Annotated in this window: 21 protein-coding genes and 1 pseudogene; all 22 read right to left on the bottom strand. The window is 69.8% G+C overall.

What is annotated here, in order from left to right:
* Positions 1–197 precede the first annotated feature (197 nt).
* Positions 198–1421 (bottom strand): helix-turn-helix domain-containing protein, encoded by a 1224-nt coding sequence (locus OHV05_RS04460; RefSeq protein ID WP_405016438.1) that lies wholly within the window; start codon positions 1419–1421, stop codon positions 198–200.
* A 141-nt stretch (positions 1422–1562) separates the two neighbouring features.
* Positions 1563–1919 (bottom strand): hypothetical protein, encoded by a 357-nt coding sequence (locus OHV05_RS04455; RefSeq protein WP_405016437.1) that lies wholly within the window; start codon positions 1917–1919, stop codon positions 1563–1565.
* Between the two features lie 197 nt (positions 1920–2116).
* Positions 2117–2341, bottom strand: coding sequence for a hypothetical protein (locus OHV05_RS04450; protein WP_405016436.1), 225 nt, complete (start codon positions 2339–2341; stop codon positions 2117–2119).
* Positions 2342–2542: 201 nt separating this feature from the next.
* Positions 2543–2923, bottom strand: a pseudogene (locus OHV05_RS04445) (DNA cytosine methyltransferase); the annotation flags it as partial.
* Between the two features lie 60 nt (positions 2924–2983).
* A complete protein-coding gene (locus tag OHV05_RS04440) occupies positions 2984–3223 on the bottom strand; it encodes a hypothetical protein (RefSeq protein ID WP_405016435.1) in 240 nt (79 codons plus the stop codon).
* Positions 3213–3401, bottom strand: coding sequence for a hypothetical protein (locus OHV05_RS04435; RefSeq protein ID WP_405016434.1), 189 nt, complete (start codon positions 3399–3401; stop codon positions 3213–3215). The genes OHV05_RS04440 and OHV05_RS04435 overlap by 11 nt, the downstream gene beginning before the upstream one ends.
* 12 nt (positions 3402–3413) lie before the next feature.
* Entirely contained in the window at positions 3414–4220 is an 807-nt protein-coding gene (locus tag OHV05_RS04430) for a sigma-70 family RNA polymerase sigma factor (protein ID WP_405016433.1), read from the bottom strand.
* Positions 4221–4571: 351 nt separating this feature from the next.
* Entirely contained in the window at positions 4572–6419 is a 1848-nt protein-coding gene (locus tag OHV05_RS04425) for a DNA polymerase (protein ID WP_405016432.1), read from the bottom strand.
* Between the two features lie 69 nt (positions 6420–6488).
* A complete protein-coding gene (locus OHV05_RS04420) occupies positions 6489–8921 on the bottom strand; it encodes a phage/plasmid primase, P4 family (RefSeq protein ID WP_405016431.1) in 2433 nt (810 codons plus the stop codon).
* Positions 8922–8977: 56 nt separating this feature from the next.
* Entirely contained in the window at positions 8978–9460 is a 483-nt protein-coding gene (locus tag OHV05_RS04415) for a hypothetical protein (protein ID WP_405016430.1), read from the bottom strand.
* A 737-nt stretch (positions 9461–10197) separates the two neighbouring features.
* Positions 10198–10473, bottom strand: a complete 276-nt coding sequence (locus tag OHV05_RS04410) for a hypothetical protein (protein WP_405016429.1) — start codon at positions 10471–10473, stop codon at positions 10198–10200.
* Complete coding sequence (locus tag OHV05_RS04405; protein WP_405021386.1) at positions 10466–11152, bottom strand: hypothetical protein; 687 nt, start codon at positions 11150–11152, stop codon at positions 10466–10468. Before OHV05_RS04405 ends, OHV05_RS04410 begins: the two co-directional genes overlap by 8 nt.
* A 115-nt stretch (positions 11153–11267) precedes the next feature.
* Positions 11268–12095 (bottom strand): hypothetical protein, encoded by an 828-nt coding sequence (locus OHV05_RS04400; protein WP_405016428.1) that lies wholly within the window; start codon positions 12093–12095, stop codon positions 11268–11270.
* 149 nt (positions 12096–12244) lie between these two features.
* A complete protein-coding gene (locus OHV05_RS04395; RefSeq protein WP_405016427.1) occupies positions 12245–13447 on the bottom strand; it encodes a hypothetical protein in 1203 nt (400 codons plus the stop codon).
* A gap of 140 nt (positions 13448–13587) precedes the next feature.
* Positions 13588–13818, bottom strand: a complete 231-nt coding sequence (locus OHV05_RS04390) for a hypothetical protein (RefSeq protein WP_405016426.1) — start codon at positions 13816–13818, stop codon at positions 13588–13590.
* 9 nt (positions 13819–13827) lie between these two features.
* Positions 13828–14031, bottom strand: a complete 204-nt coding sequence (locus OHV05_RS04385; protein WP_405016425.1) for a hypothetical protein — start codon at positions 14029–14031, stop codon at positions 13828–13830.
* A gap of 35 nt (positions 14032–14066) precedes the next feature.
* Positions 14067–14903 carry a peptidoglycan-binding protein gene (locus OHV05_RS04380; protein WP_405016424.1) on the bottom strand — a complete coding sequence of 279 codons (837 nt, stop codon included), beginning with the start codon at positions 14901–14903 and terminating at the stop codon, positions 14067–14069.
* Between the two features lie 268 nt (positions 14904–15171).
* The gene (locus tag OHV05_RS04375; protein ID WP_405016423.1) at positions 15172–17433 is read right to left on the bottom strand and encodes a hypothetical protein; all 2262 of its coding nucleotides are present in this window, start codon (positions 17431–17433) and stop codon (positions 15172–15174) included.
* A complete protein-coding gene (locus tag OHV05_RS04370; protein WP_405016422.1) occupies positions 17433–18683 on the bottom strand; it encodes a hypothetical protein in 1251 nt (416 codons plus the stop codon). The genes OHV05_RS04375 and OHV05_RS04370 overlap by 1 nt, the downstream gene beginning before the upstream one ends.
* A gap of 6 nt (positions 18684–18689) precedes the next feature.
* Positions 18690–20975, bottom strand: coding sequence for a hypothetical protein (locus OHV05_RS04365; protein WP_405016421.1), 2286 nt, complete (start codon positions 20973–20975; stop codon positions 18690–18692).
* 189 nt (positions 20976–21164) lie between these two features.
* Positions 21165–21353 carry a hypothetical protein gene (locus OHV05_RS04360; protein WP_405016420.1) on the bottom strand — a complete coding sequence of 63 codons (189 nt, stop codon included), beginning with the start codon at positions 21351–21353 and terminating at the stop codon, positions 21165–21167.
* 194 nt (positions 21354–21547) lie between these two features.
* Entirely contained in the window at positions 21548–21928 is a 381-nt protein-coding gene (locus OHV05_RS04355; protein ID WP_405016419.1) for a phage tail assembly protein, read from the bottom strand.
* Positions 21929–21935: the final 7 nt, after the last annotated feature.

Genomic DNA, 21935 nt, shown 5'->3' with positions numbered 1-21935 from the left:
CAGCGGGCACGTCGACCACGACGCCCGTACGACTCTGCCCCGAGTCGTAGACGAGATCACCTAGCCGGGGCCACTTGGGCGGCGTGGCCTCCGAGGTGGTGCGGGGAGACACGTTCTTCGGGGTGGTGCGTCGTCCGCTCATGCAGCAGAAAGTAAGGGAGCGATCACAGCTGAATATGAATCAGCGGAATACTGCGTCATCCGTCCAGGTGGAAGCGGTCGGACATGCGCCTCAACTTCTCGCGGGTGACCGCCCGTTCGGCATAAACGATCTTGCGAAGGGTGGCGCGAGCGATGGGGTGATTGCGGATCAACTGTGGCGCGATCCTCTCTGCCTCTTCGAGCTCAACCAAGGCCCTGTCCTTGTTCCCGTCCCATAGCCATGCGCGGGCAAGGTCCATGCGGTGGTGCCCACGACGGGAGTTCGGCAAGGACTCGATCTGCCCTCGGTCCGTACGCTCGGCGAGCGCGAGGGCCTGCGCGTGGTCGCCCATCTCCACCTGGACCGAGATGGCATGGATCTGGACGTTGCCCGGCGAGAAGGTCAGGGAGTGCCGATCGAAAACGGGCCTTTCGGCGAGGCGGCTGGCGGCGATGCGGGCTTGCTGGATGCGGTCCTCGCATGCGGAGGAATTCCCTGCCCGGGAGGCCGAAACGGCGGCGCGAAGATGCAGTGCGCCCCATGCCCGTACGGCAAGAGGGTCGCCACTGTCGTATCGCTCCTCGATCGAGCGCAGCGCCCGGTCGGACAGATCAACAGCGTCGTCCCAGTCTGCCGTCGCCCACATGTCCCACACGCGCATCCAGTCAGCGACTGCGGGCAAAACCGGGTCACCGGACAGTCGGGCCGACCAGGCCGCCCGTTCACATGCCATGGTGATCAGCTCGGGGTGCCCGAGGGCATGAGCGGAGGTATGGGCGAACTTGCAGCAGACTGCGTAGACGCCGAACGCTTCCTCCCGTTCCTGGCCGCTGGACACCTCGGCGAGGGCGCGGGCTTCGCGAAGCATGTCCGGCAAGACACGCAGGATGGCGACATTGGAAGCGGTGTCACGCAGCCGATGAAGCCGCACGGTCTCCTGCCACAGTTGGCCCGAAGGGCGGGGGTGGCCATCAAAAACCGGAGTGAGGTCGTAGCGGCGCAGCTCACGCAGAATCGCCGCAGCCGAGACCTGCCACTGGTTCTCAGCTGCCTTCCCCGCCACGTATGGCCGCTCTATCAGGTCGTTCGGGTGACAGTGCAAGGCGGCTGCGAGTTGATTGATGACCCCGGCCCTGTCGAGTTCGACCCGGCCATTCTCAACTTTGGACACCCAGCCCTGAGTCCTGCCCATCGCGGCGGCAAGGTCGGCCTGAGGCATACCCAGCCGTAGCCGTTGGCGCTTGACGCGCTTACCGATGGTTTCCCGCTCCTCCAGCATCGTTTTGCCCTCCCTCTGTCTCTACAGGGACGGTACCGCGACGACCAATCCTGAGAGGCCCGAGCTTTGATCCTGGCGCGCTTGCCGCCCGACCGGCCGCCCGGAGGTCCCTCGCTCCGGGCGGCTTGGTCGAGCCGGCGGCTAGGCGGCTCGGGTGTAGTTGCTGATCGCCACGCCATGGTCACCAGCAGCCCAGACCAGGGCGGGCAGCCAGTTGCCGGTCTCGGCCGACTTCGTCCACTCGGCCAGGCCGAGCATGATTCCGGAGGGGAGGTCGTGGCGGACTGAGACGCGGTACCCGTATGCCCCGGCGGCGGGGACGAGGGGGCCAACCAGTCTGCCGATTTGCTGAAGGGCCGTCAGAACCTCGGCCCAGGTGCCGACATAGGCATGCCCAGCAGCATCATCGATTTTCGGACAGGGGCGCCAAACGGCGAGCCCGGACATGCTCAGAACACCAACCTCTACGGTAAAACCGACCTTGACCTGCGGAAACATGCACTGACCTTACGCAACGTGACGAGTACGAACAAGGCATTTGAGTGATGGTTCCGTACCCGATCTGTCACAAGTCAGTACTAGCACCATCAACTGACAGTGGCTCAAAATCGCCCTACCTGACACATCCGCAGATATACGCAAAAAGCCCCCCGCCGAAGCGAGGGGCTTTGAGGGGGTACGAATTTGGTACCCGGTCAGCGCCGGACGATGCGATCCAGCAGTTCGGCGTACGCCATCTGTGCCTGCTGCGGGACGACGCCGTTGCCGAGCAGGCGGAGCTGGTCCTTGCGGGTGAGGCCGTCAACGCCGGTGACATATCCCGGACTTAGGCCCATCATCCATTCGGCGAAGGCTGGGGCGAGCCGGCGTCCGCCGCGCGGGCCGGTCATCACCGGGGCCGGTGCGGGGTGCCCTGTCACCTGCTCCCAGTGCCGGATGGCGGGTGCGTAGTCTCCCCAGGTCCCAGCAGGTGAACGGCCTCGTCCTCCAGGTTCGGCCCGTGTCCGCCTTGCTTGCGTTTGTCCGGGTGCTGGGGTGCCCCACAGGTCGACAGGTTCGCGGTCGGGGTCTTGAGCAGCACGAACTGCGATGGCGAACCAGCGGTCCCGGCGGTGGGGCGCTCCGGCGTCGGATGCGCGTAGGCACGTCCACTCGACGTCGTACCCGACCGAGGCCACGTCACCAAGGACGGTTCCGAGTCCGCGTGTGCGGAGGGCGGCGACGTTCTCCAGGAACAGGCCCTGGGGTCGTAGTACGCGAACGGCAGTGACGACCTCGGACCAGAGGGCGGAACGGTGATCGGCGAGTCCTCTCCGGCCCCCTGCGTCGCTGATGCCCTGGCAGGGGAACCCGGCGGTGACCAGGTCCACGTGCCCGGCGAGCGCGGACCAGTCGATGGTGCGGACGTCCCCGAGGTTGGGGGCGTTGGGGTAGTGGTGGGCGAGTACCTTGCAGGCGGCCGGATCGGTCTCGGCGACCCAGGTGACGGTGCCGCCGGTCAGCGGGCCGACCGCTTGGGCCAGCCCGCCGTACCCGGCGAAGAGTTCGAGGATGCGCAGCGGCTACCGCCAGGGGGTCGCGCGGCCGAGGCCAGCGGCCTGGTGGGCGGTCTCGACAGCGTCGGCGAAGGTGCTGATGGCTCGGGCGAGTGCCCGTGCCTCGGCCGGGGTGAGGACGATGCGGTCCCCCGGGACGGCCAGGCTGACGGTGCCTGTCCCCCGGTCGGTGTGCCAGACGCGGGCGGTGCCGCCGGATCGGACGGTCAGGCGGCCGGTGGTCTCGGTGGTGATCTCAAGCGGCACGGGCAGGCCCCTTCTGGATGCTGGTCAGGTGGTCGATCAGGGGCTGGGCCTGGTCCGGCGGGAGCCAGACGGTGGCGGTGGTGTCCCCGGATCGGTCGCGGAGGTGGAACTCGACGCGACCGCGGTCGTCCCGGACGGTGACGGTGCCGCCCTCGGGTGTGCTGAAGGTGCGATCCACGCTTGTTCCCCCTTACGCCGCGAGGTCGTGGGACCCGGCGAGGTACAGCTCCTCGAACCGTCCGCGCCCGAGGTATCGGGCCTGCCTCACCTGGCGCTCTGTCAGCCCCATGTCGGTGGCCAGCTCCTCGTCGGTGGACTCGTCGCCGTAGAGCGCCACGGGGCTGATCCCGTAATCGGCTTTGAGCACGTGGCGCTGCTGCGGGCCCATGCGGTCCAGGGCGGCGTGCACGTGGCTGCGGATCGTCGCCCGGCGGAGCTGGGCCCGGTCGGAGTCCGTCACCAGGTCGGCCGGGACGCCGACGGTGGCCGCGACCCGGTCGCCCAGGGTCGTGCCGTCGGCCTGCGGCGCGTCCAGCGAGATGACGCCCTGCCATGCCACGCGGGCGGCCCAGGCCGTCTCGGGCTTGAGGCGCCGGAGCCCAGCGGGCGGGTCGACACACAGCCGCTCGGCCTCGTACGGGTCGCCACCTGCCACGCGCAGCGCGGCCTCAAAGTCCTTGGAGGTCTGGGCACTTGCCCCTGCCCGGGTGGCTTCCCGGCGCTTGTCGGCGAGGGTGCCGTAGATCGTCTGCTCGGCGTACGCCATGAACTCGGCCACGCTCTCGCCCCGGAAGTTCTCTATCGCCAGCCAGGCGGCGAGGCGGGCCTCCTGCTCCAGGTCCTCGGCCAGGCCGTGGTCGAGCCGGCCGCCGGTGCTGGCCTGCTGGGAGGCGTGCCAGGTGACCCGGGTCTCCAGCACCCCGAGCACGGCCGTGATGGCGGCGAGGTCCTTGTTCTGGGCGCCGTGGATCTGGGCAAGGGAAAGCTGATTACGCATTGTTCATGTCCTTGTTCGCTCGAATTCCGCGAACTCCTTGGAGGGCGCGGGTAGAGCGGCGGGACATGCGGGATTGATCAGCCCAGGGGCATGGCGATGCCCCGGCCGCAGGGCGTCGCGGTCGGGCTGATCAGGCCGTAACCGACAAGGACTAGTCGGTCATTTGAAAGGTGGTTCTGGCCTTAGAAATAGAGGCGCCTATGGGGTGGCATGTCGCATTTGGACAGCAATGAGGACCGCCGGATCGTGACCTTGGCCCGGCGGCCCTCATCCCCTGGTATGACGCGTGACCGACTGTTGTTACCTTCCTGAGATGTGGGAGCGGGTGCCAATTTCGTACCCGCTCCGGGCCTAGGCGGCGAGGCCGTAGAGGCTGCCCCAGGACCGGCCGCCGATGCTGGCGGACGCGTCGATGCGGACGCCGTACAGGTCCGTCGTCATGCACTCCACGATGGCCCGCGCCACGTCCTCCGCCTCCTTCGCAGGAGCACTGACCAGCACTTCATCGTGGATCGGCAAGCGGAGCAGGGGCAGGAGACCGGCGGCCTCCATGTCCAGAAGCGACTGGCCGAGCAGGTCCCTCGCGGTGGACTGGCACATGTAGTTCGTGGCGGCGTACGAGCGGGAGCGGTCTAGCGGAATCCTGCGGCCGACGGGGGTGATGACGGTCATCCCGTTCCCGAAAGCCTCCCGCTGCCAGCGTGATGCGGCCCGGCGGATCTCGGGGTAGACCCGGTCGTAGGCGGCCAGAGCGCGTTCCACCTCCGCATACGGCGCACCGGACTGCCTGGAGATTGTGGCGCACCCGCCCCCGTAGACCTTTCCGAATCCGATGGCCTTTGCCAGCTTCCGATGTGCCTTGGTGAATCCGGGGCCAAATACCAATTCGGCAGTGAAATCGTGCAGGTCATTTCCGGAGGCGATGGCGGATTTCATCTGCTTGATGTCGGCGAGGCTGGCGAGAACCCTCATCTCGACGGCAGTGAAGTCGGCGGAAACCATGACATGGCCCTCGTCAGCCAGGAGACACTGGCGGATGGTCTGGTCCGAACCGGGGAGGGTCTGGAGCGCGGGCCGGGAGATGGACATACGGCCTGTGCGTGCGGCCAGGGGCGAGATCAGGGGGTGGATGCGACCGCCGTCGTCCACCGAGTCCAGGAAGGTCTGGGCGTAGGTGGTCTGCCATTTCCCGGAACGCTTGGACCGAAGTACGGCGTTGGCCAGGGGGTTTGGGGTGCGGGTCCCGCGCGGGCTCCACTGGCCGTCGAGGTCGGCGAGCTGGAGGAGTACGGCCTTGTCGACCTTGACCTGGCCGCTCGCCGTCCGCTCGGGCAGGTGCTCGCCCATCCCGGCCAGCGCCTCAGCGATCTGCCGGGTGCTGTTGACGTTGGCGACCCCGTAGCGGGCCGCCTCGGTGGCGAACCGCTCCGCCTCGTCCGCGAGCCGGCGGGACAGCTCCCGGGTGTAGTCCTCGTCGAGGATCAGCCCCGTGCGCTGCATGTGCGCGCAGACGCGGGCGATCTGGTGCTCGTAGTCCACCAGCCGGGCGCGTACGCCGAGGTGGTCCAGCTCGCCGCGCAGGTGCGGCTCCAGTCGGGCCAGCAGGATGACGTCCAGCCCGGCGTACAGGTTGAACAGGTGGTTGTGCAGCGGAATTTGGGCCCAGCCGGTGGCCTTCGTCAGGCCGTGCGCGTGGAACTCGGCGAGCAGGCCGTCCTGGGTGTCCGGGGCGAGGGGGTCCACCCAGTGCGCGGACAGGGGCTTGAGGCCGGTTCCGCGCCCGCCCTCGGACGGCTGCCTCGGATCGATCAGGGCGGCCATGATCCGGGTGTCCCGGGTGCGCGGGGCCAGTGACTCCAGCGGGATGCCCGCGTGCCGGTCCAGGACCGACCAGTCGTAGGCGGCGTGGTGGATCAGGAACCGCTGGCCGTGTGTGAGGACGGCGCGGGCGAACTGCTGGAACTCCCCGCCCCGCTCCCAGTGGATGACCCACGCGGTGGAACGGTCACCGAACTGGACGGTGCGCAACCGGAATTGGCTGCTGTAGACCTCCAGGCCGGTGGTCTCGGTGTCTAGCGCAATGGGTCCGCGTCGGTCCGCCTCCTGGGCCCAGGCGTAGAACTGGTCGAGGTCTTCCCCGGTCTCGGGGATGTTGATGGTGACGGTCTCGCCCGCGACCTGGTGGTGGTAGGTCCGCACGGGGCACCCCCTATGGATCAGGGGTGGATACGAATTTCGTATCCACCCCTGTCCCCGGAGGGCATAGGTCTAGTGCGCGAAGATCCCGGATGCCCGGGTCGAGCCGGCGGGCCTGGCCTCGCGGATGCCGACCAGGGCCATGCCTTTGGTGACTCGCTTACGCGGGATGCCCCGTTCCTCCAAGGCGGAGTAGAACGTGCGCCTCGTCCACCTCTCCCGGCCCGGCAGGTTCTCGGCCTCACACCAGGTCAGGTAGGCATTGAAGGCGTCCGTTCCGTCCATCACCGTGCCCTCCGGGCATGGCTCCAGAACGTCCGGGAAGAACCCGGCGAGCTGGTCCGAGGTCTGCTTGTAGTCCTTCACCGCACCGGTGATCACCTCTGGGTCGCACAGGCCGTCGCGGTACCAGTCGATGGCGCCACGGACGGCCCAGGCCGCGATGCCCTCCGCCTCAAGGAGCAGCTTCGCGTCCAGCGTGTGGTCACGCTCCTGGGGTGCGAAGTACCGGGCGAACGGCACGAGCTTGACCCGCCTCCACAAACCGGCGTCCTGGCTGCGGAACTTCGGCTTGTGGTTCGTCGCCAGGAGCAGGAGGAAACTCGGCTTGTACTCGAAGAACTCCTGCCTCAGAAACCTCGCGCTGATCATGTCTTTGCCGGTGGTGCGCTTGAGGACGGCCTCGGACATGGGGCGTCCAGATTCACCCTCGGACGCCAGGGCGAGCCTGCAACCACGTAGTGCGGCGAGGTCGTTGGGGATGCCACCCGAGGGCTTCTCCTCGAAGGTGGCGAACGGCGTGGTCTGCACGAGGGCACGGAACACGTGGGTGAGGGTGTCGGTCAGCACGGACTTGCCGTTTGCCCCGCCTCCGAACAGGACCACGAACGCTTGCTCGCTGGTGTGCCCTGTCACGCCGTAGCCGATCAACCGGCGCATGTAGCCGCTCAGTTCGGGGTGCCCCGGGAAGATCTCGCCGAGGAACGATTCCCAGCGTGGGCACCTGGCCTCGGGCCGGTAGTCGAGGTCGAGGCAGTACGTCAGCAGGTCGTCCGGGTCGTGCGGGCGCAAGTGGCCGGTACGCAGGTTGACCGTCCCGTTGCGGAAGCTCAACAGGTCGGGCTGGCTGTCGAAGGCGGTGGCGGCGATGTAGACGGACGGCACGGACTTGAGTTCCGTCATGATCGACTCGATGCCGCTCGTGTTCAGGAACGCCCTCGCGGCCTTCGGGTTCCCGGCCAGCGCGAGGGCGGCGCCCATGCGGTGGATCTGCTGGCGGACGAGAGTTGCGGAGCGGACCCACACACGGCCGTCCCAGGCGTAAAAGCCAAGGCCGGGGCTGAACTTGATCCGGCCGTTAGTCCAGGCGACGAGGGCGTAGGCGTGCATCGCGTCCGACTCGCCGAACCGGTCGACGAGGCTGCCCAGCATCTCTAGGGCCTGGACGCCCTGTTCGCGGCTGACGAAGTCGGCCCCGGTGCGCTCGGACAGGACAGCCGCCCGGCGCTCTGCCTCGGCGTCCACGGTCCGCACCGGCCGCGCCGCCTTGACCGCGCGGTGCAGTGCGTCCGGGAAGGCCCGGAGGTCCGCCGCGCGCCAGTCCGTCAGATCTCCGCCGGACACGGGTATGTCCAGGCGGTATGCGTCGATGCCGTGCTCGGCGAGCCCGGCGGCCAGGCGCTCGGTGAAGCCCTGCCCGGCCTGGTCCTGGTCCCCGGCGATGACGACGTGCATGCCGCGCAGGCCTTCCGCCAGCTCGGCTGCCAACTCCGGGTTCCCCGCCAGGGAGGCGCCCCGGATGGCCACGGCGTTGTACCCGAGGGCAACAGCGGTCAGGGCATCGCCGGGCCCCTCACAGATGACGGTCGTCCCGAAGCCGCCACGGCCGGGAAACCAGCCGTAGGCGCCCCAGCGGCCCCCGTCGGGGTTGGACAGGCTGACCCAGCGGGCCGGGCACTGGCCGGTCAGGTCCCGGCCCTGGAGGCCACGGACGACGTTGTCGAAGCCGGTCAGCGGCACGGTGAGGCGCGGGTACGCGCGGTACGTCCCCGACAGGTACGGGAACGGGTGCGTGCTCCCGCCGTGGTCCACACCGACCATGAGGTCGGCGGCGGTGTCGAGGTCCAGGCCGAAGCGGGTACCGAGGTAGCGGCGGGCACTCTCGGACGCGGGGTTCTCGAAGTCGGCGAGGGCGGCGTTCGTGGCCTCGGTGTAGACGGCGAGCGCCGCGATGGGGCCCGAGCCGGCGGGGGCGGGGCGCCCGGCACTGACCCGGGGGCCGTCTCCGGTGACGTTGAACATGTCCGTCCAGTTCACCCGCATGGCGCGGCGCACGGCGTCGGCGGTGCAGCCGCTCCGGCAGGTGACACGTACGGTGCCGTTCTCCCCGTGCCACAGGCGCAGCGACGGGGTCCGGTCGGCGTGGGCCGGGCAGGCCGCGAGGTACCCGCCGTCGGCGTGGCCGGTGACGTTGCGGAGGCGGGCGAGAAGGTCGGTGATCTGCACGGCTGTACTCCTTGAGGCCTGTTGACCCTCGTGGGAGAGCACGTGTAGAGCGGCCCCTACCTGCGGGCGTCGCGCACGTCCTGGAGGAGGACGGCGAAGGTCTCCAGGTCGCAGACCATGTACCAACGGCTGGTGTCGAGGCCACGGAGGCTGACGCGGAAGCCGTAGCCGACGGCCGCCATCGTGGTGTCAAGCCCGAGCAGCATGCGCAGCCGCGTGAACGTGCGGATGCTGATGGCGACTTGCGCGAGCCCGGTACGGCGTCCCCGGATCTTGACGACGACCGCGGAGTAGGGCATCGCGGCAGCGCGCGAGCCGGCGTCGGCCTGGCGCAGCCACGCGGGGACGCTGTGCCGGGCCTGGTCCTTGCACTCAAGGCTGAACGGGCGGGCTGTCAGATCACCACGGTCACGGCTGCCGGTCTGGGCCGTGCGGGAGATGCGCTCGGTCTTGCTGGCAGGCGGAGGAAGTTCGGCGGTCAGGTACTGGCATACGCGATTCTCCCACCGTGTGCCCTGATCTTGGTTGGTCAGTCTCAACTCCCTTGCTGCTATTGGATGATGATCGGGCCATTGCGGGACGGTTGGTGATGATCTGTCATGTCTCGGGAATGTGTGGATTTTGTTGGTCGGTGCTTGCGCGGGCGGTAGGTTGTCCACGTCGCCTCACACGGCGCTGATCCTCCATCACCAAAGACCTGGCCTGGGTAACCGGCCTGGGCCACGAGATGGAAGGAGTAGCACCATGGCGGGTGACAGGCTGTCCTGGGTAACGAAGCTGGGGCGGTGGCTGCGGCGTAACGCGTCCGTAGCCAGCGTGTTGGTGGCATTGCTCGGGGTGGTTGTGGCGGCGTTCAAGTAGCGCCAGGTCGGGTGCCCGCAAGGGTGGCGGCGCTCCACACGCCGTAGTCCGACCACCCGACCATGCACAAGGAACCCCCGACCACCTCTATTGGCCGGGGGTTCTTGCTGCCATACGCACGATCTGAACCGTGTGTATGGCGCTGTTGCACCGTACCGAAGAACGCACCTTTTTAGGCGCCCAACGGCACGGTTAGCCTTCGGACCGGGACACGTTTCCCTGGTTTCTCGCCCGAACGGGGTGGCTCACAGTCAGGTTTCACACCCAAACCGGCTGGTCAGTGAGCCGAGAGTCTGAAACGACCACATTTCACAGCGGAACCGGCGAGCCACCAGCGGAGGACGCCGAAACGGCCTCTTTCCGTACCCCTCGTAGGCCCCGAAATGGCCTCATTCTTCGGCCGTAACCCGACGGTTCACGGCCGGGCATACCCGGACATGATCAGCCGGACGTGCTCCGAGGACACCCAGGTCTGGCGCAGGGAGCGGCGCCGGACGTAGCCGGACTCCACCCCGGTCGGCTCCACCAGGAGCATGGGGCGCAGGCGGCCACCGACGACGCGGGTGGTGACGCGCCGGATGATCGCGTCGGACACCCGGACCCGGTTCTTGCGCCGGGCCGAGTAGTTGATCAGGTCACCCGGGTACAGCTCGTCGCCCGCGTAGTCGCAGACCACCTGACGGCTACTCACCTGCATCACCGTCCAGCGGGGCCGGACCGAGCACGGTGAACACCGGCTTGCGGAACGCCACGTCAACGCCAGCAGTGGTGGTGAACTGGACAAGCTCCAGGTCGAGTTCGACCAGGGCCGGGGCGCCGACCGCGTCGAGGTCGTTCTCCAGCTCGTGCAGGACCTTGAGCAGCTCCCAGCTGCCGGAGACCAGCTGGCCCTTGCCCAGGTGCGGGGCGTCGGCGAGCCGGAACGTGACCTTGGTGTGCGGGCCCGGCCCGCGCTCGGCCTTGTGCAGGGCCTTGCGCTCGGTCAGCAGGGGCGGGCAGCCGCAGGGCGTGCCCGCGTCCTCCGGCGGGTTGAGGTAGCTGACGCCGTCGCACTCGTGGATCGGGCCGGAGCGGCCCCAGAGGATAAGCGAGGACTCCACGGCGTCGGGGCCGTCGAGGACCAGGCGGACGGTGGCGGAGGTGGTGATCACCTCCAGGTTGTCCTCCTTGGAGGTCTCCCACTCGGCGACTTCACCGCCGAGGAGTCCGGCGACGGCCTGGGCCACGTCCGGGTCACCGGTGGTCACGCGCCAGGTCGCCAGCGAGACGGGCTTCTTGTTGACGGTGCGGCCAGCGCGGAACTTGTACGCGAAGTCACTGGAGAAGTCCGGCTTCGGCTTCGGGCGCGCGTCGGGGTCGGTGTCGAAAATGCGGGAACGGACTGCCAGGGGTGTGCCTCCAGAGGCTTGGTGAAAGGGTGGTTGGGCAGGAGCGGGTACGACTTTGGTACCCGCTCCCCGAGCCGGCGGGGCCTGGCTGGGACGGTCAGCGGGCCCGGCGCTGGGTGCCGGTGATCAGGGTCTGCGAGCCGGTGGCAACGGGGCGGCCGATGACGGTCTTCGAGGTCTCGCGGTCCCACCGGAACACGTCCTGGAGGGTGCGGAAGACGGCGAACACGGCCTTGCCGGACGCGACGGGCTTGAAGGCCCAGCCGTCGGCGGTGACGTGGAGGACGGCCGCGCCGTCCAGTTCCGGCATCGGCAGCTCGGTGCCGTCGGCCTTGATGATGCGGTCCGCGTGGCGGTAGGCGGCGAGCTGGAGCGAGACGTCGGGGTACGTGTCCTTGGAGGTCTTCCAGTCGACGATCAGCAGGTGGGGCTCACCGTCCGGATCGGGCGTGCCGTCCTCCGCCAGGCGCACCCGGATGATCGCGTCGAAGCTCCCGGCGTAGCCGTGTGTATCGCTCCAGCAGACGTCCTCGGCGTGGACCAGCTCGGGCTGGAAGAGTGCCAGGAACTCCAGGAACGCCGCCTTGTACGGCTCCAGGTCCGGGTGGACGCGGGCGACGTGCTCGCCACGGAGCAGGCGCTCGAACAGATCGTGCGCGTCAGAGCCCAGGCGGGCCCGTACGCGGGTGTAGCGGGTGGCAGCGCCCTTGAGGTAGTCCACCGCACCGGCGCGGTCCCTGGCGGCCATCTGGGCCACGATGTTCAGCGAGTCCACGGCCAGTTCGGCAACCATCTTGGCCTGCCAGTAGGCGAGGAACGGCTTGGGGATCATGTTGAGAATGCTGGTGACGGACGGCAGTTTCACGTCCAGCTCGGGGTGGACATACCAGCGGGCACCGCCGCGCTGGATGGTACGGACGGACATGGTGCAACTCCCGTGCAGTCAGGTGGTGTTCGGTCACCTACTGGGGAGCGCACGGGTAGAGCGCCGGGGCCCGGCCCGGAGGTCTCGGACCTCCGTAACGCGGAAAGGCCCCGCCTGATCCGCAGATCAGACGGGGCCGGTTCGGTGGCTTACGGGACCAGGGTGGTTCGGACGGACGCGGTAGCACCCTCCAGCTGGTCCATCTCGTCCAGCAGGGCCTGGCGGTCCTCCGGGGACAGGTTCAGCAGCAGTTCGGCGTCCAGCCGGGCCAGGGCCTTGCGCATGGCCTTGAGCAGCGCCACGGGGCCGGTCTCCTCCGGCGCCGGGGCAGGGGCCGGGGCGGCCTCGGTCTTCTCCTCGGGCTCCTCGGCCACGGGTGCGGCCTTGGCGGCCACCGGCTTCGGCTCCTTCTTCGCCGCCCGCAGCTCCGCGCCGGTCATCCGGCTGACGGTCGGGAAGGCACGGAACACCAGCTCGCTGACCGGCTGGTTGTGCTCGGTCTTCGCGGCCTCCAGTGCCTGGCGGGCCGCCTTGGCCTCCTCCTTGGTGCCGGTTGCCTTGGCCGCCTCGTAAGCCTCCTTCGCGGCCTCCAGTGCCGGGCCGGTCACCGCGTGGTGACGGTCAACCAACAGGTTGAACTTCCACGCCTCGCCGGAGTCCTTGGCGTCCAGGGCCCGGACGTACTCCGTGAGCAGCCGGTCGGCCAGCAGGTGCTGGGCGCCCCGCTTGAGGCTGGTCCGCTCGCTGTTACCAGCGGCGCCCTCCATGCCAGCCTTCGCACTGGCCTCGTTCAGCAGGTCCGTCACGGCGGTCTGGTACGGGTTGGCGGCCCCGTCCAGGGTGGGCAGACCGTCCCGGACCACCATGGTGCGAAGCATCAGCATCGCCCCGGCCATCACCGCGTTGGCCTTGGAGGTGGCCTTGAGCGCGGTAGCCACCTTCGACACGGCGCCCTTCCACTCCGCCTCCATCCCGTAGATGGCGGTGTAGTCCACCGTGTCCAGGGCCTTGGCGTCCGCCTCGGCCTTCGCCTTGACCTCGGCCTCGGCGGCGTCCCGCTCCTGGGTGGTCTCGATCGCGTCACCAGCCGGGGTGATGGTCTCGTCTGCGTCGGCGGCCTTCTCCGCGATGGCCTTGGTCACCCACCCGCCGCAGGTGCGGCAGAGCTTGGCCTCCGGGTCGGCCTTGTCCAGCTTGACCGCGTCCCGCTTGTTGCACAGGGTGCTGGTCTCGTTGGACTGGAGGAGGGCGTGCGGGGTGGTGCCCTTGCCCCAGGTGCCGACCGTGTACCCGGCGGTGATGGCGTCCATGACGGTCAGGTAGGGCACGGTCTCAATGGCGTTCGCAGTCACGGCAGTTCCTTCGGTTGCTGTCGGCCCCGCCCCTCATTGGCGCGGCCTGACATCAACGAAGCTACCGAGCAAGATCGCGAGCCGTCGAGGGGAGATCGCGAGAAAGATCGAACTCTCAACTCCCCTCGCGCGACTCGGAGTTAAGCGCTATCTTCGCGCGCCTCCACGGGCGCCTGGAGGGCGGTGGAGGTCTTGCCGTCCTCCACTCGCTGGACGGCCTCACCGGTGCCCAGGACGGCCGCGACAAGGGCCAGGGCAAGGGCGGTGGGCAGGCCGGGGACGTAGTGCGCGACGAGGGCCAGCGTGGCTGTCAGGACGGCGTACAGGCGGGCCGGGTGGGTGCGGACAAAGTCGTACAGGTGTGACTCCAAGTGTTGTTTCTAGCGGATGAGTTGGGCGACGGCGGCGATGGCTGCCACGACCGTGGCGGCGGGGACCGCGTAGCGCCACTGCTCCAGGGCGCGGAGGCGTTCCTCGTGGTCGGCCAGCTCGTCACGGACACTGGCGGTCTGCTCGCCGAGGGAGCGCACGTCCCCTCGCAGACCGACGATCTCGTCGTAGATCTCGCGCGGGGAGACGTACACGCCCAGCGGGTCGTCAGGTGGGGCCAGTTGGCCTCCTAGGTGATCGGGGCGGCCCAAGCGGCGCGCCAGGTGAGGGGGCCGACGAGGCCGTCTGCCGTGAGTCCCTTCTCGGCCTGGAACTGCCGGGCCACGGCTGCCGAGGCGGGGCCGAACTTTCCGTCCACGTCGATGGACCAGCCGCGCTGGCGCATCCGGGCCTGCCAGGTCCGCACGTCCTCGCCCTGGGTGTAGTTGCGCAGGGTCCGGCCGGGGAACGGCGGGCCCGAATCGGCGGGCGGAGCCGGCGGGCGGGGCGGGTTCGTACCGCCGGGACCTGCGGCAGCGAACAGCGCGGCGGTGTCCAGGTTGCCCGGGTCCCAGTGGTCGTTGCCGGGCACGTTGCAGTGTCCGTAGTGACCGCCGGTGGTGGACCAGGTCCCGGACGGGCGCAGGCAGTCACCGCCGTTGGCCGCTAGGCGCACCGGGAAAGCGTCGGGGATGCCCCAGGACCGGATCGCCCGCAGCAGCGCACGGAAGCGCGGTCCGGGCCGCCAGGTGGCGGTGAACGGCTGTGCCGCGCGGCCGAGGACCTCGATCTGGATGCACGCGGACCCGGTCCGGTTGGTGCGGATGCCGGGGGCGTTGGCCAGGGCACGGGCTGACTGGTCGAGGGGGCCGAACTGGCCGAGCCGGTCGGTGGTGGGGTCGTACAGGAAGTGGGGCTGGTAGCCCTCGCGGATCAGGTATCCGGCGACCGCATCGAACGCCGCGTCGCCGGTGCCGCTCTCGGTGGTGTGCCACACCGCGCGGGCCGGTGCACCCGGAGTGTCGGGTGCACTGCCGATCGATCCGGCGCCGAGCCGCTCGGCTTCCGCGACCCAGGTTTCTGCCACTACTCGCTCCAAAGATCAGGAGCGGATACCAATTTGGTATCCGCTCCTGTCCCTGGAGTGCTCGGGTCTAGTCCGGGCTGGAGATGCTCACCCCGGCGGCCTCAATTCGGTCCCCCGCTGTAGCTTCCGGGGCGCCGAGCGGAACGCTGGGCGGGTCACGCAGCAGCAGGTACCCAGGCAGCAGACCGGCGATCTGGCGCGCCAGTTCGGCAAGCTGGCCATCGGTGAGCACAAGCGGCTCCGCGGTCGTGTCTGTCAGCGGTTCTCCTTATGGTGCATACGGCGGATCGGGCGTCAGGCCGGTGTCGGTCGGCGGTCCGGGTGACGCGGTCCCGCGAAGGGTGAGGGTCTGCTTGACCCCGCCTGCGGTGCCGTTGACACGGTTGCCGACGACCCATGCCAGGGTGTCGAGTTGGGCGCCGGTGGTGTCAACGACCCGCACCACGTCACCGAGCTCGATGCGGGGATCGGCCAGGATTTCCACGTCCGCAAGCAGGGGGATGGGGTAGCGGCCTGCGGTCAGCAGGGTGGTGGCCAGGGCGGTTGCCCCGGTGCTCTCCTGCACCCAACCGGCCGTGTCGTGGTCGTAGACCTGGCGGCCGTACGCGAGCTGGCTGATGGTGTTGAGGGCGACTGCCCAGTTGGCGACTGGTGCGACGCCGTTGGGCAGGACCGGGGTCACCAGGTCGTAGCAGACGCTGTCGGGTCCGAGCCGGCGGCAGTAGACGGTGCTCGCGGACCGGTTGGTCAGCGTCATCGTCAGCAGGCCGTCCGCCCGGCCGACACCGACCTCGACCGCGCCCAGCAGTACGGGGGCGTTGTCGCTGTCGGCGGAGCAGAACCGGATGCCTCCGGCCTGGACTGTTCCGGCGGTGGTGGTGACCGGGGGGAGGGGGTCGAGTTCGTCCTCGCCGATCTCCCAGCGGACGGTGACGGTCGCCCCCGTCGGGATCGTGAGGGTGGTGATGCTGGCCCGCTCGCGGGCGATGGCCTTGATCGTGGCCCAGTTCTGCCACTTGACCCGCAGGTAGTTGCGGCAGGAGTCGATCTCCTCGGTGACGGTCAGGGCAGCCAATTCGCGGGCTGAGGTGACGGTCAGGTCCGGCGCGGTCGGGGCGGTGGCCCAGCGGGATGCGGAGCGCCAGACGAACATGCCGTCGGCCTTGAACTCCGCCGTGGACAGCGTGGCCTTGGCGATGGTGGTGATCACGTCCCAGGCACTGCCCGAGACGACGGGCAGCACGGTGAGCGGGAGTGTGGGCACGTCCAGCTTCGCGCCCAGGGTCCACTGGCCGTCCTGGGTGACGGACGCACCGGACGGAACGGCGGCCATCGGGGTGAGCTGGAGGGCTTCGACCGCCAGGTCGCCGAGGACGACGGAGCAGTCATGGATCGCCCCGGGCGGCAGGGTGTACCCCGGGATTGCCTGGGGCGCGCAGGTCATGAGCTTGCCGGACGGGCCGGTGAGGCGGGCCGCCACCGTCACCGTGCCCGCGTCGGACACGGTGATCCAGAAGCCGACGTGCCAGCGGCCTTTGCGTTCGGCGCCCATCTCCGGCGGGGACCAGGTGATCTGCGGGTTCTGCTCCGGGACCGTGGTGATGGCTCCGGCGGCAGCGACCAGGCGCTGGCCCGACCAGTCGAGCAGGAAGGAGGTCCGCTGCTCCGTTCCGGCGGTGGTCCAGTGGATCTCCAGCCGGGCCTGGCTGTAGGGGTTCCATCCGGACGGGGCGGTGTCGGTGGTGTCGAAGAACGTTTCGTACCAGTACCCCGTGCCCTTCAGGTTCCGGTTGAGTCCCCGGATGGCGGGGGCGTACCGGGCGACGGCGAAGCCGTTGCGTGGGCCTAGGGCGGCAGCGGTGTAGGGCGGCGTCGGGTGGCTCCAGCGGTTCCAGCCGCCGGACAGGGTGGTCAGGGTGCCGACTGAGGCGGCGGCGCCGCCGTGGTAGCTGGCGTACATGATGCAGCCGGATCGGGGCGGCGGGCTGGTGTGGATGCCTGCCCGGCGCAGGAGGTGGTCGACGCACCAGGTGGCCGAGCCGACCCAGTCGGTGGCGGCGATGCCGGAGGCCGCCTCGTCGAGGCCGCCGGAGGGCCGGGGAAGCTGGGCGGGCATCCGAAGGCGCTCTGCGCCGTCCAGGGCGGTGACGAGCACGCTGTCCGTACCGGACTTCGCGGACCGGGCCCTCACCGTCCCCCGGAAGGAAGCCATCGTGTAGGTGCCCAGGCCCCAGCGGTGGGTGACGGACTGGCCGGGCCGGACCGCATCGGCGGTCGCATGCGGGGCCCACGGGCCGTACAGCGCTGGGGCGCTGACCCCGTTGCGCCCGGTCAGCTCCAGGTCGATCTGGGCGCTGCTGGCCCCGCTGTAAGCGCGCATCGCGTCGGGCAGGTCGGTGCCGTAGCTGGCGTCCAGGGCCCAGCTGGTCACTTGCGGGCCGAGGTCGAGGCCGCCCAGGCGGGTGGCGTGGGCCTCGCGGCGCTCGCCGGATTTCAGGGCCTCAGCCAGAGATGGGCCTGCCTGCTGCACTAGATCACCTCCACGAGGCCGATGCTGACGTTGCGTTCGTCCGGGAACCCGGGAACGGCGGTGATGCTGTACTCGGTGATGCTGGCCTTGGCGATGCCTTCGCCATCCCCTGGCACGGGGCCGGCGGGGTGCCGGGCGTAGATCCTCAAGGAGCAGGCGCCGATCTTGACGTTCTTCGCCAGCTCGATGCCCCAGGTGACGGTGGGCCGCACGTACGCAGCGCCGGACGGGACAACGGCCGCGCCGCCCTCGGACTGGTACGGGATCAACTGCCCGTCTGTAGTGAGGAACTCAAAGAGGGTACGGGAGGTGCCTCCGACGGCCAGGAGGGTGGGTGAGCGGCCGAACAGCACGTACTCACCCGGCTGCACCGGCCATCCCGGTTTCCCGCCGGGGTGGAGCCAGCGCAGGATGCCGCCGGGCCCGTTCGCCTGGCTGACCTGAACGTCTTGGCCGGATACGGCGATTGTCAGTTCCGGGCTGACCTGCCACTGGCTTGCGGGTGCCAGGCCGGCGGCCTGTGTGCCGGTGAGCTGCTCGGTGACGGGTGTCTCGGGCAGGGTGTCGGCCGCTGTCGCCTCCCGCAGGTAGGCGGTGCCGACCGGCCAGGTGCCGGTGACGGAGAACCGGATTCCGGGCTGGACCATCGCGGCCCCGGCGGGTGCGGTCCGCACGATGGGCATGGTGGTGCGGTTTTCCACAGTTGTGGACAGGTACGTGCCGTCGGCCTTGAGCCAGTTGAACCGGAACTGCCCTGCCACGGTGGCCAGGGAGGGGGCGTGGAATGCGATGGTCTGGCCGGGAGCGACGGGGTAGCCGTTCCAGGCCGGGTGGGTCCAGAACAGGTCGAGGCCGGTGGTCAGGTCCCCCCAGACGGTGACGGACGCGGGGCTGTAGGCGTCCGCTCCGCCGACCAGGGACATGCCGGGGTCGATGATCCACTGGCCCGCGCTGCCACGCCCTGCGGCCTGGGTTGATGTCAGCCAGTTGGCCGACAGGGGGTCGATCAGGGCAAGCGGGCCGGGGCTGTCCAGGCGCCGGGCGAGCCGGTCCAGCGCGGACCACTCCGGGCGTTGCATCCTGGACCAGCTCAGCGACCAGCGGGCGGGCTGGACGGGCGGCGACCATGTGGTCACGGCCCCGGACAGGGCCCGGAACTCGGTGGCGCCGAGGTCCGGGCTCCTGTCGAACTGCTCCGCCCCGTCCGTGATTTCACGCAGTGCGCCAGGGCGGCCGATCCACATGGTCAAGCTTGTTCACCTCCGGTTGCTCTGGCGGTTGCCCAGGGCGACGGCCCTGGCGATTTCCTGTGCGCCGATCTGGATGACGATGTCGCGGGCGTTCAGGCGGTCGACGGCGCTCACCAGGTCGGAGATTTGTCCGGGAGCGGGTACGAAATTGGTATCCGCTCCGAGGCCGGCGGAGGTGCCGACCAGCGCGGGCAGGGCGGTGGTCACGCCGTTGAGTGCCTGTTTCAGGGCCGGGAGCTGGTCCCGGATGCCGTCAAGGAACCCGGCCATGACCTGGCGTCCGGCGGGGGTGAGGATGCGCCGGTCCTTGGAGGGCGGGCCCTTCCAGTCGGGCAACTTGTCGGTGAGGCGTCCAAGCTCGCGCTCTACATCGCCCCACGCGGACCGGATTCCCCGCAGCAGGCCCTTGATCAGGTCCTTTCCGGCGGACACGAGTAGCCCGCCGAGGTCACCGAGCACACTGGGGATCGTCGTGACGACGTCCCGCACGGCGGTGCCAATGCCCGTCACGTAGGCCTTGATCGTCTCCACCGTGCCCCGGATCATCTCCTTCGCGGCATCCCATGCACCGCTGAAATCACCCCTCAGGAGCGACGAGACCAGCCGCAGGGCCGGGATCACGATCCCGGTGATGGCCGTGGACAAGATCGTCGCCAGCACGGATGCCAGGCGCCCCACCAGCTCGATGATCGGGATCAGGATCGGCAGCAGAGCGGACAGGACCGTGGCGAGCTGGCCGCCGACGGCAGCGATCAGCGGACCGACACCCTTGGCAAGCAGCTCGCCGACCACGCCGCCCAGCGTCGCCAGGGCCGGGGCCAGGGCGGTGAGCAGGCGGCCCGCGACGTCGGCCAGGACCACCGCGATGGCGGAGAAGGCGGCCAGCAGCGGATCGAGGGCACCCGTGGTGAGCTGGTTCAGGATCGGCTGGAGCGCGCCCATGACGACCTGGGCGACCTGGGCCAGAAGCTGGCCGATAAGGATCAGCACCGGGCCGAGCCCGGTCGCCAGGGAGGCGATCAGCTGGACCGCCACCGGCAGCAGACCGGTCGCCAGGATGCTGGCCAGCGCGGACACGGCCGGACCGAGGGCCTGGCCGAGCTGCCCGGCCAGCTTCTCCAGGACAGGACCGAGTACGGCCACGGCCTGCTGGACCGGCCCGGCCAAGGTGTTGACCAGCGTGATCAGCAGCGGGAGCGCAGCCTTGAGGGCTGCGCCGAGGACGCCCGAGACGGCGTGGCCGATGGCGGCCAGGGTCTCGAACAGGGCCTTGAGGGTGGCCTGTGCCTCGGCGGTGCCGGTGAGCTGGGCAAGCTGCGCGGCGATCCCCGCTACGACGGCCAGGAGTCCGCCACCGGCCGAGGCGGCCGGGCCGAGGATGTTGGCGGCGATGGTGCCCACCGAGCCGAGTACGCCGATGAGTTGGCGCACCAGGGCAATGGCGCCGTCGATCGCGCGCTGCATCCCGCCGGAGTTGAGACCGTCGGCCAGCTTGACGGACAGACTTTCAACTCCCGCGCCGATCCCGGCGGTTACGCGGGCGAAGGCCGGTGCGGCACCGGCCCCGAGCTGCACCAGGGCCTGGAGGACGACCGCGGGGACCTGGGAGAGGTTCGTCAGACTTGCGTTCGCTCCGGCGACGGCCTTGCCGAACTGGCCGCTGGCGGCGAGGCCGACGGCTGTGTCCAGGACCCCGTGCCCCATCGCGTTCAGGGCAGTCGCGGTCCCGGTCAGCCCCGTACGCAGGGCAGGGAGAACCTGCACGGCGGTCGCCGTCATCGACCGGTCCAGGCCCTCGAACAGCGTGGACTGGACGGACTTGCGGACCTCGCCCCAGGCCGGTGCGAGCGCCCGGACCTGGGTGACGAACGAGCGTGCGGCGGGGGTCAGCTTGGCCAGCGCGTCGGCGTCCCCGGCAAGGGCCTCGGAGACGCCGCTCAGGCCGAGTTTCAGGGCGGCGTTGGCGAGCGCGACCGCGAGCAGGGCGGGGACGGCGAGGGCGGCAGCCGGTGCCATCGCCGCGAGTCCGGCACCGGCACTGGCCAGGCCAGGGACGGTGCCCGCTGCGGACAGGGTGCTGCCGAGCCGGCCGAGGGTGCCCAGCAGAGCGCCGACCTTGCTGTTGGCCGGGCCGGACTGGCGCCCGAGGCCGTCCACCGCCCGGCGGACCTCGTCCAGTTGGCTGGCGTCTGCTTCGACGCGAGCCGGGACGACGACGGGCGGGGTGATGCGGCGGAGCTGCGCGCGAAGGTCCTCCAGCGCGCCGTCGGCCAGGGTGAGGCGGACGGGCAAGCGCAGGGAACGGGTAGCGCGGGCGAGGTCCCGCTCCGCCTGGTCGTGGTCCAGGACCGCCCGGACCTTGACGGAGAGGCGGCTCTCGATGCGGTCCAGGTACCGCTGGAGCGACGTCTGATAGTTGCTGGTGTTGGGCAGGACGCGGACGCTCAGGCGCCCTACCTCACGGCCACCGGGACCGGCCAGTCACTCACCTCCGGTGGTCGTGGGGCTGTTCAGTTCGATGGCCAGCGGGTGGCTGGCCAGGTCCAGGGCGGGGCGCGGGCGGTGGCTGCCGGGTGTCTTCACCGGCTCCGGGTCGCGCACCTTCCCGCCGTTGACGCGGACGTTGTTGGCATCCGCGTAGCGCACGGCGGTGACGAGGTGGGCGAGCAAGTGGGTCTGGAGGGTCCAGCCCCGGTGCTCGGGTCCGCCAGCGAGGGAGGCCCCGAGCGCGGAGCCGTCGGGCAGGTGCTCGGAGAGCGTCCAGGCCCGGCGGGGGGAGAGCGTGCCGCGCCACAGGTCGGCCAGGTCGAGGCCGTAGTACCGCTGTAGGTCGGCGCGCAGTGCCCCGCCGTGCCCGTCGGCTATCAGCTCTCCGAGTCCGAGGCTTCCCCCAGCTGCGTGGCCTCCTGCCAGGCGGTGACGACGCGGACGAACAGGCCGAGCGGCCAGTCGGCCATCTCCTCGGCCAGTGTCTTGGGCTGGTCGGCGACCAGCAGCAGCAGGTCCCGGAACTTCGGCTCCAGGGACGCCAGGTCGTCTCCGGCGTCGCTGATGGCGGCGAGCACCGCGCGGGCGGACGCCAGGCCCTCGGCGGGCAGGAGCAGGAGGTTGCGCAGGGTGACGGCGGTACCGGCGCGGGTTTCCAGCGGGAGGCCGGTGTACTCGCGCTCGACCTCCGCCAGCAGGTCGGAGCAGGACAGGACAGAGGGCAGGGGCTTCTCCAGGGTGGTGGGGGTGGGTACCAATTTCGTA

Source organism: Kitasatospora sp. NBC_00070 (assembly GCF_045041205.1).
In the GTDB taxonomy this organism is placed as follows: Bacteria; Actinomycetota; Actinomycetes; order Streptomycetales; family Streptomycetaceae; genus Kitasatospora.
Note: the sequence above shows the minus strand (reverse complement) of the source record. Positions and strands in the feature narration are given on the sequence as shown.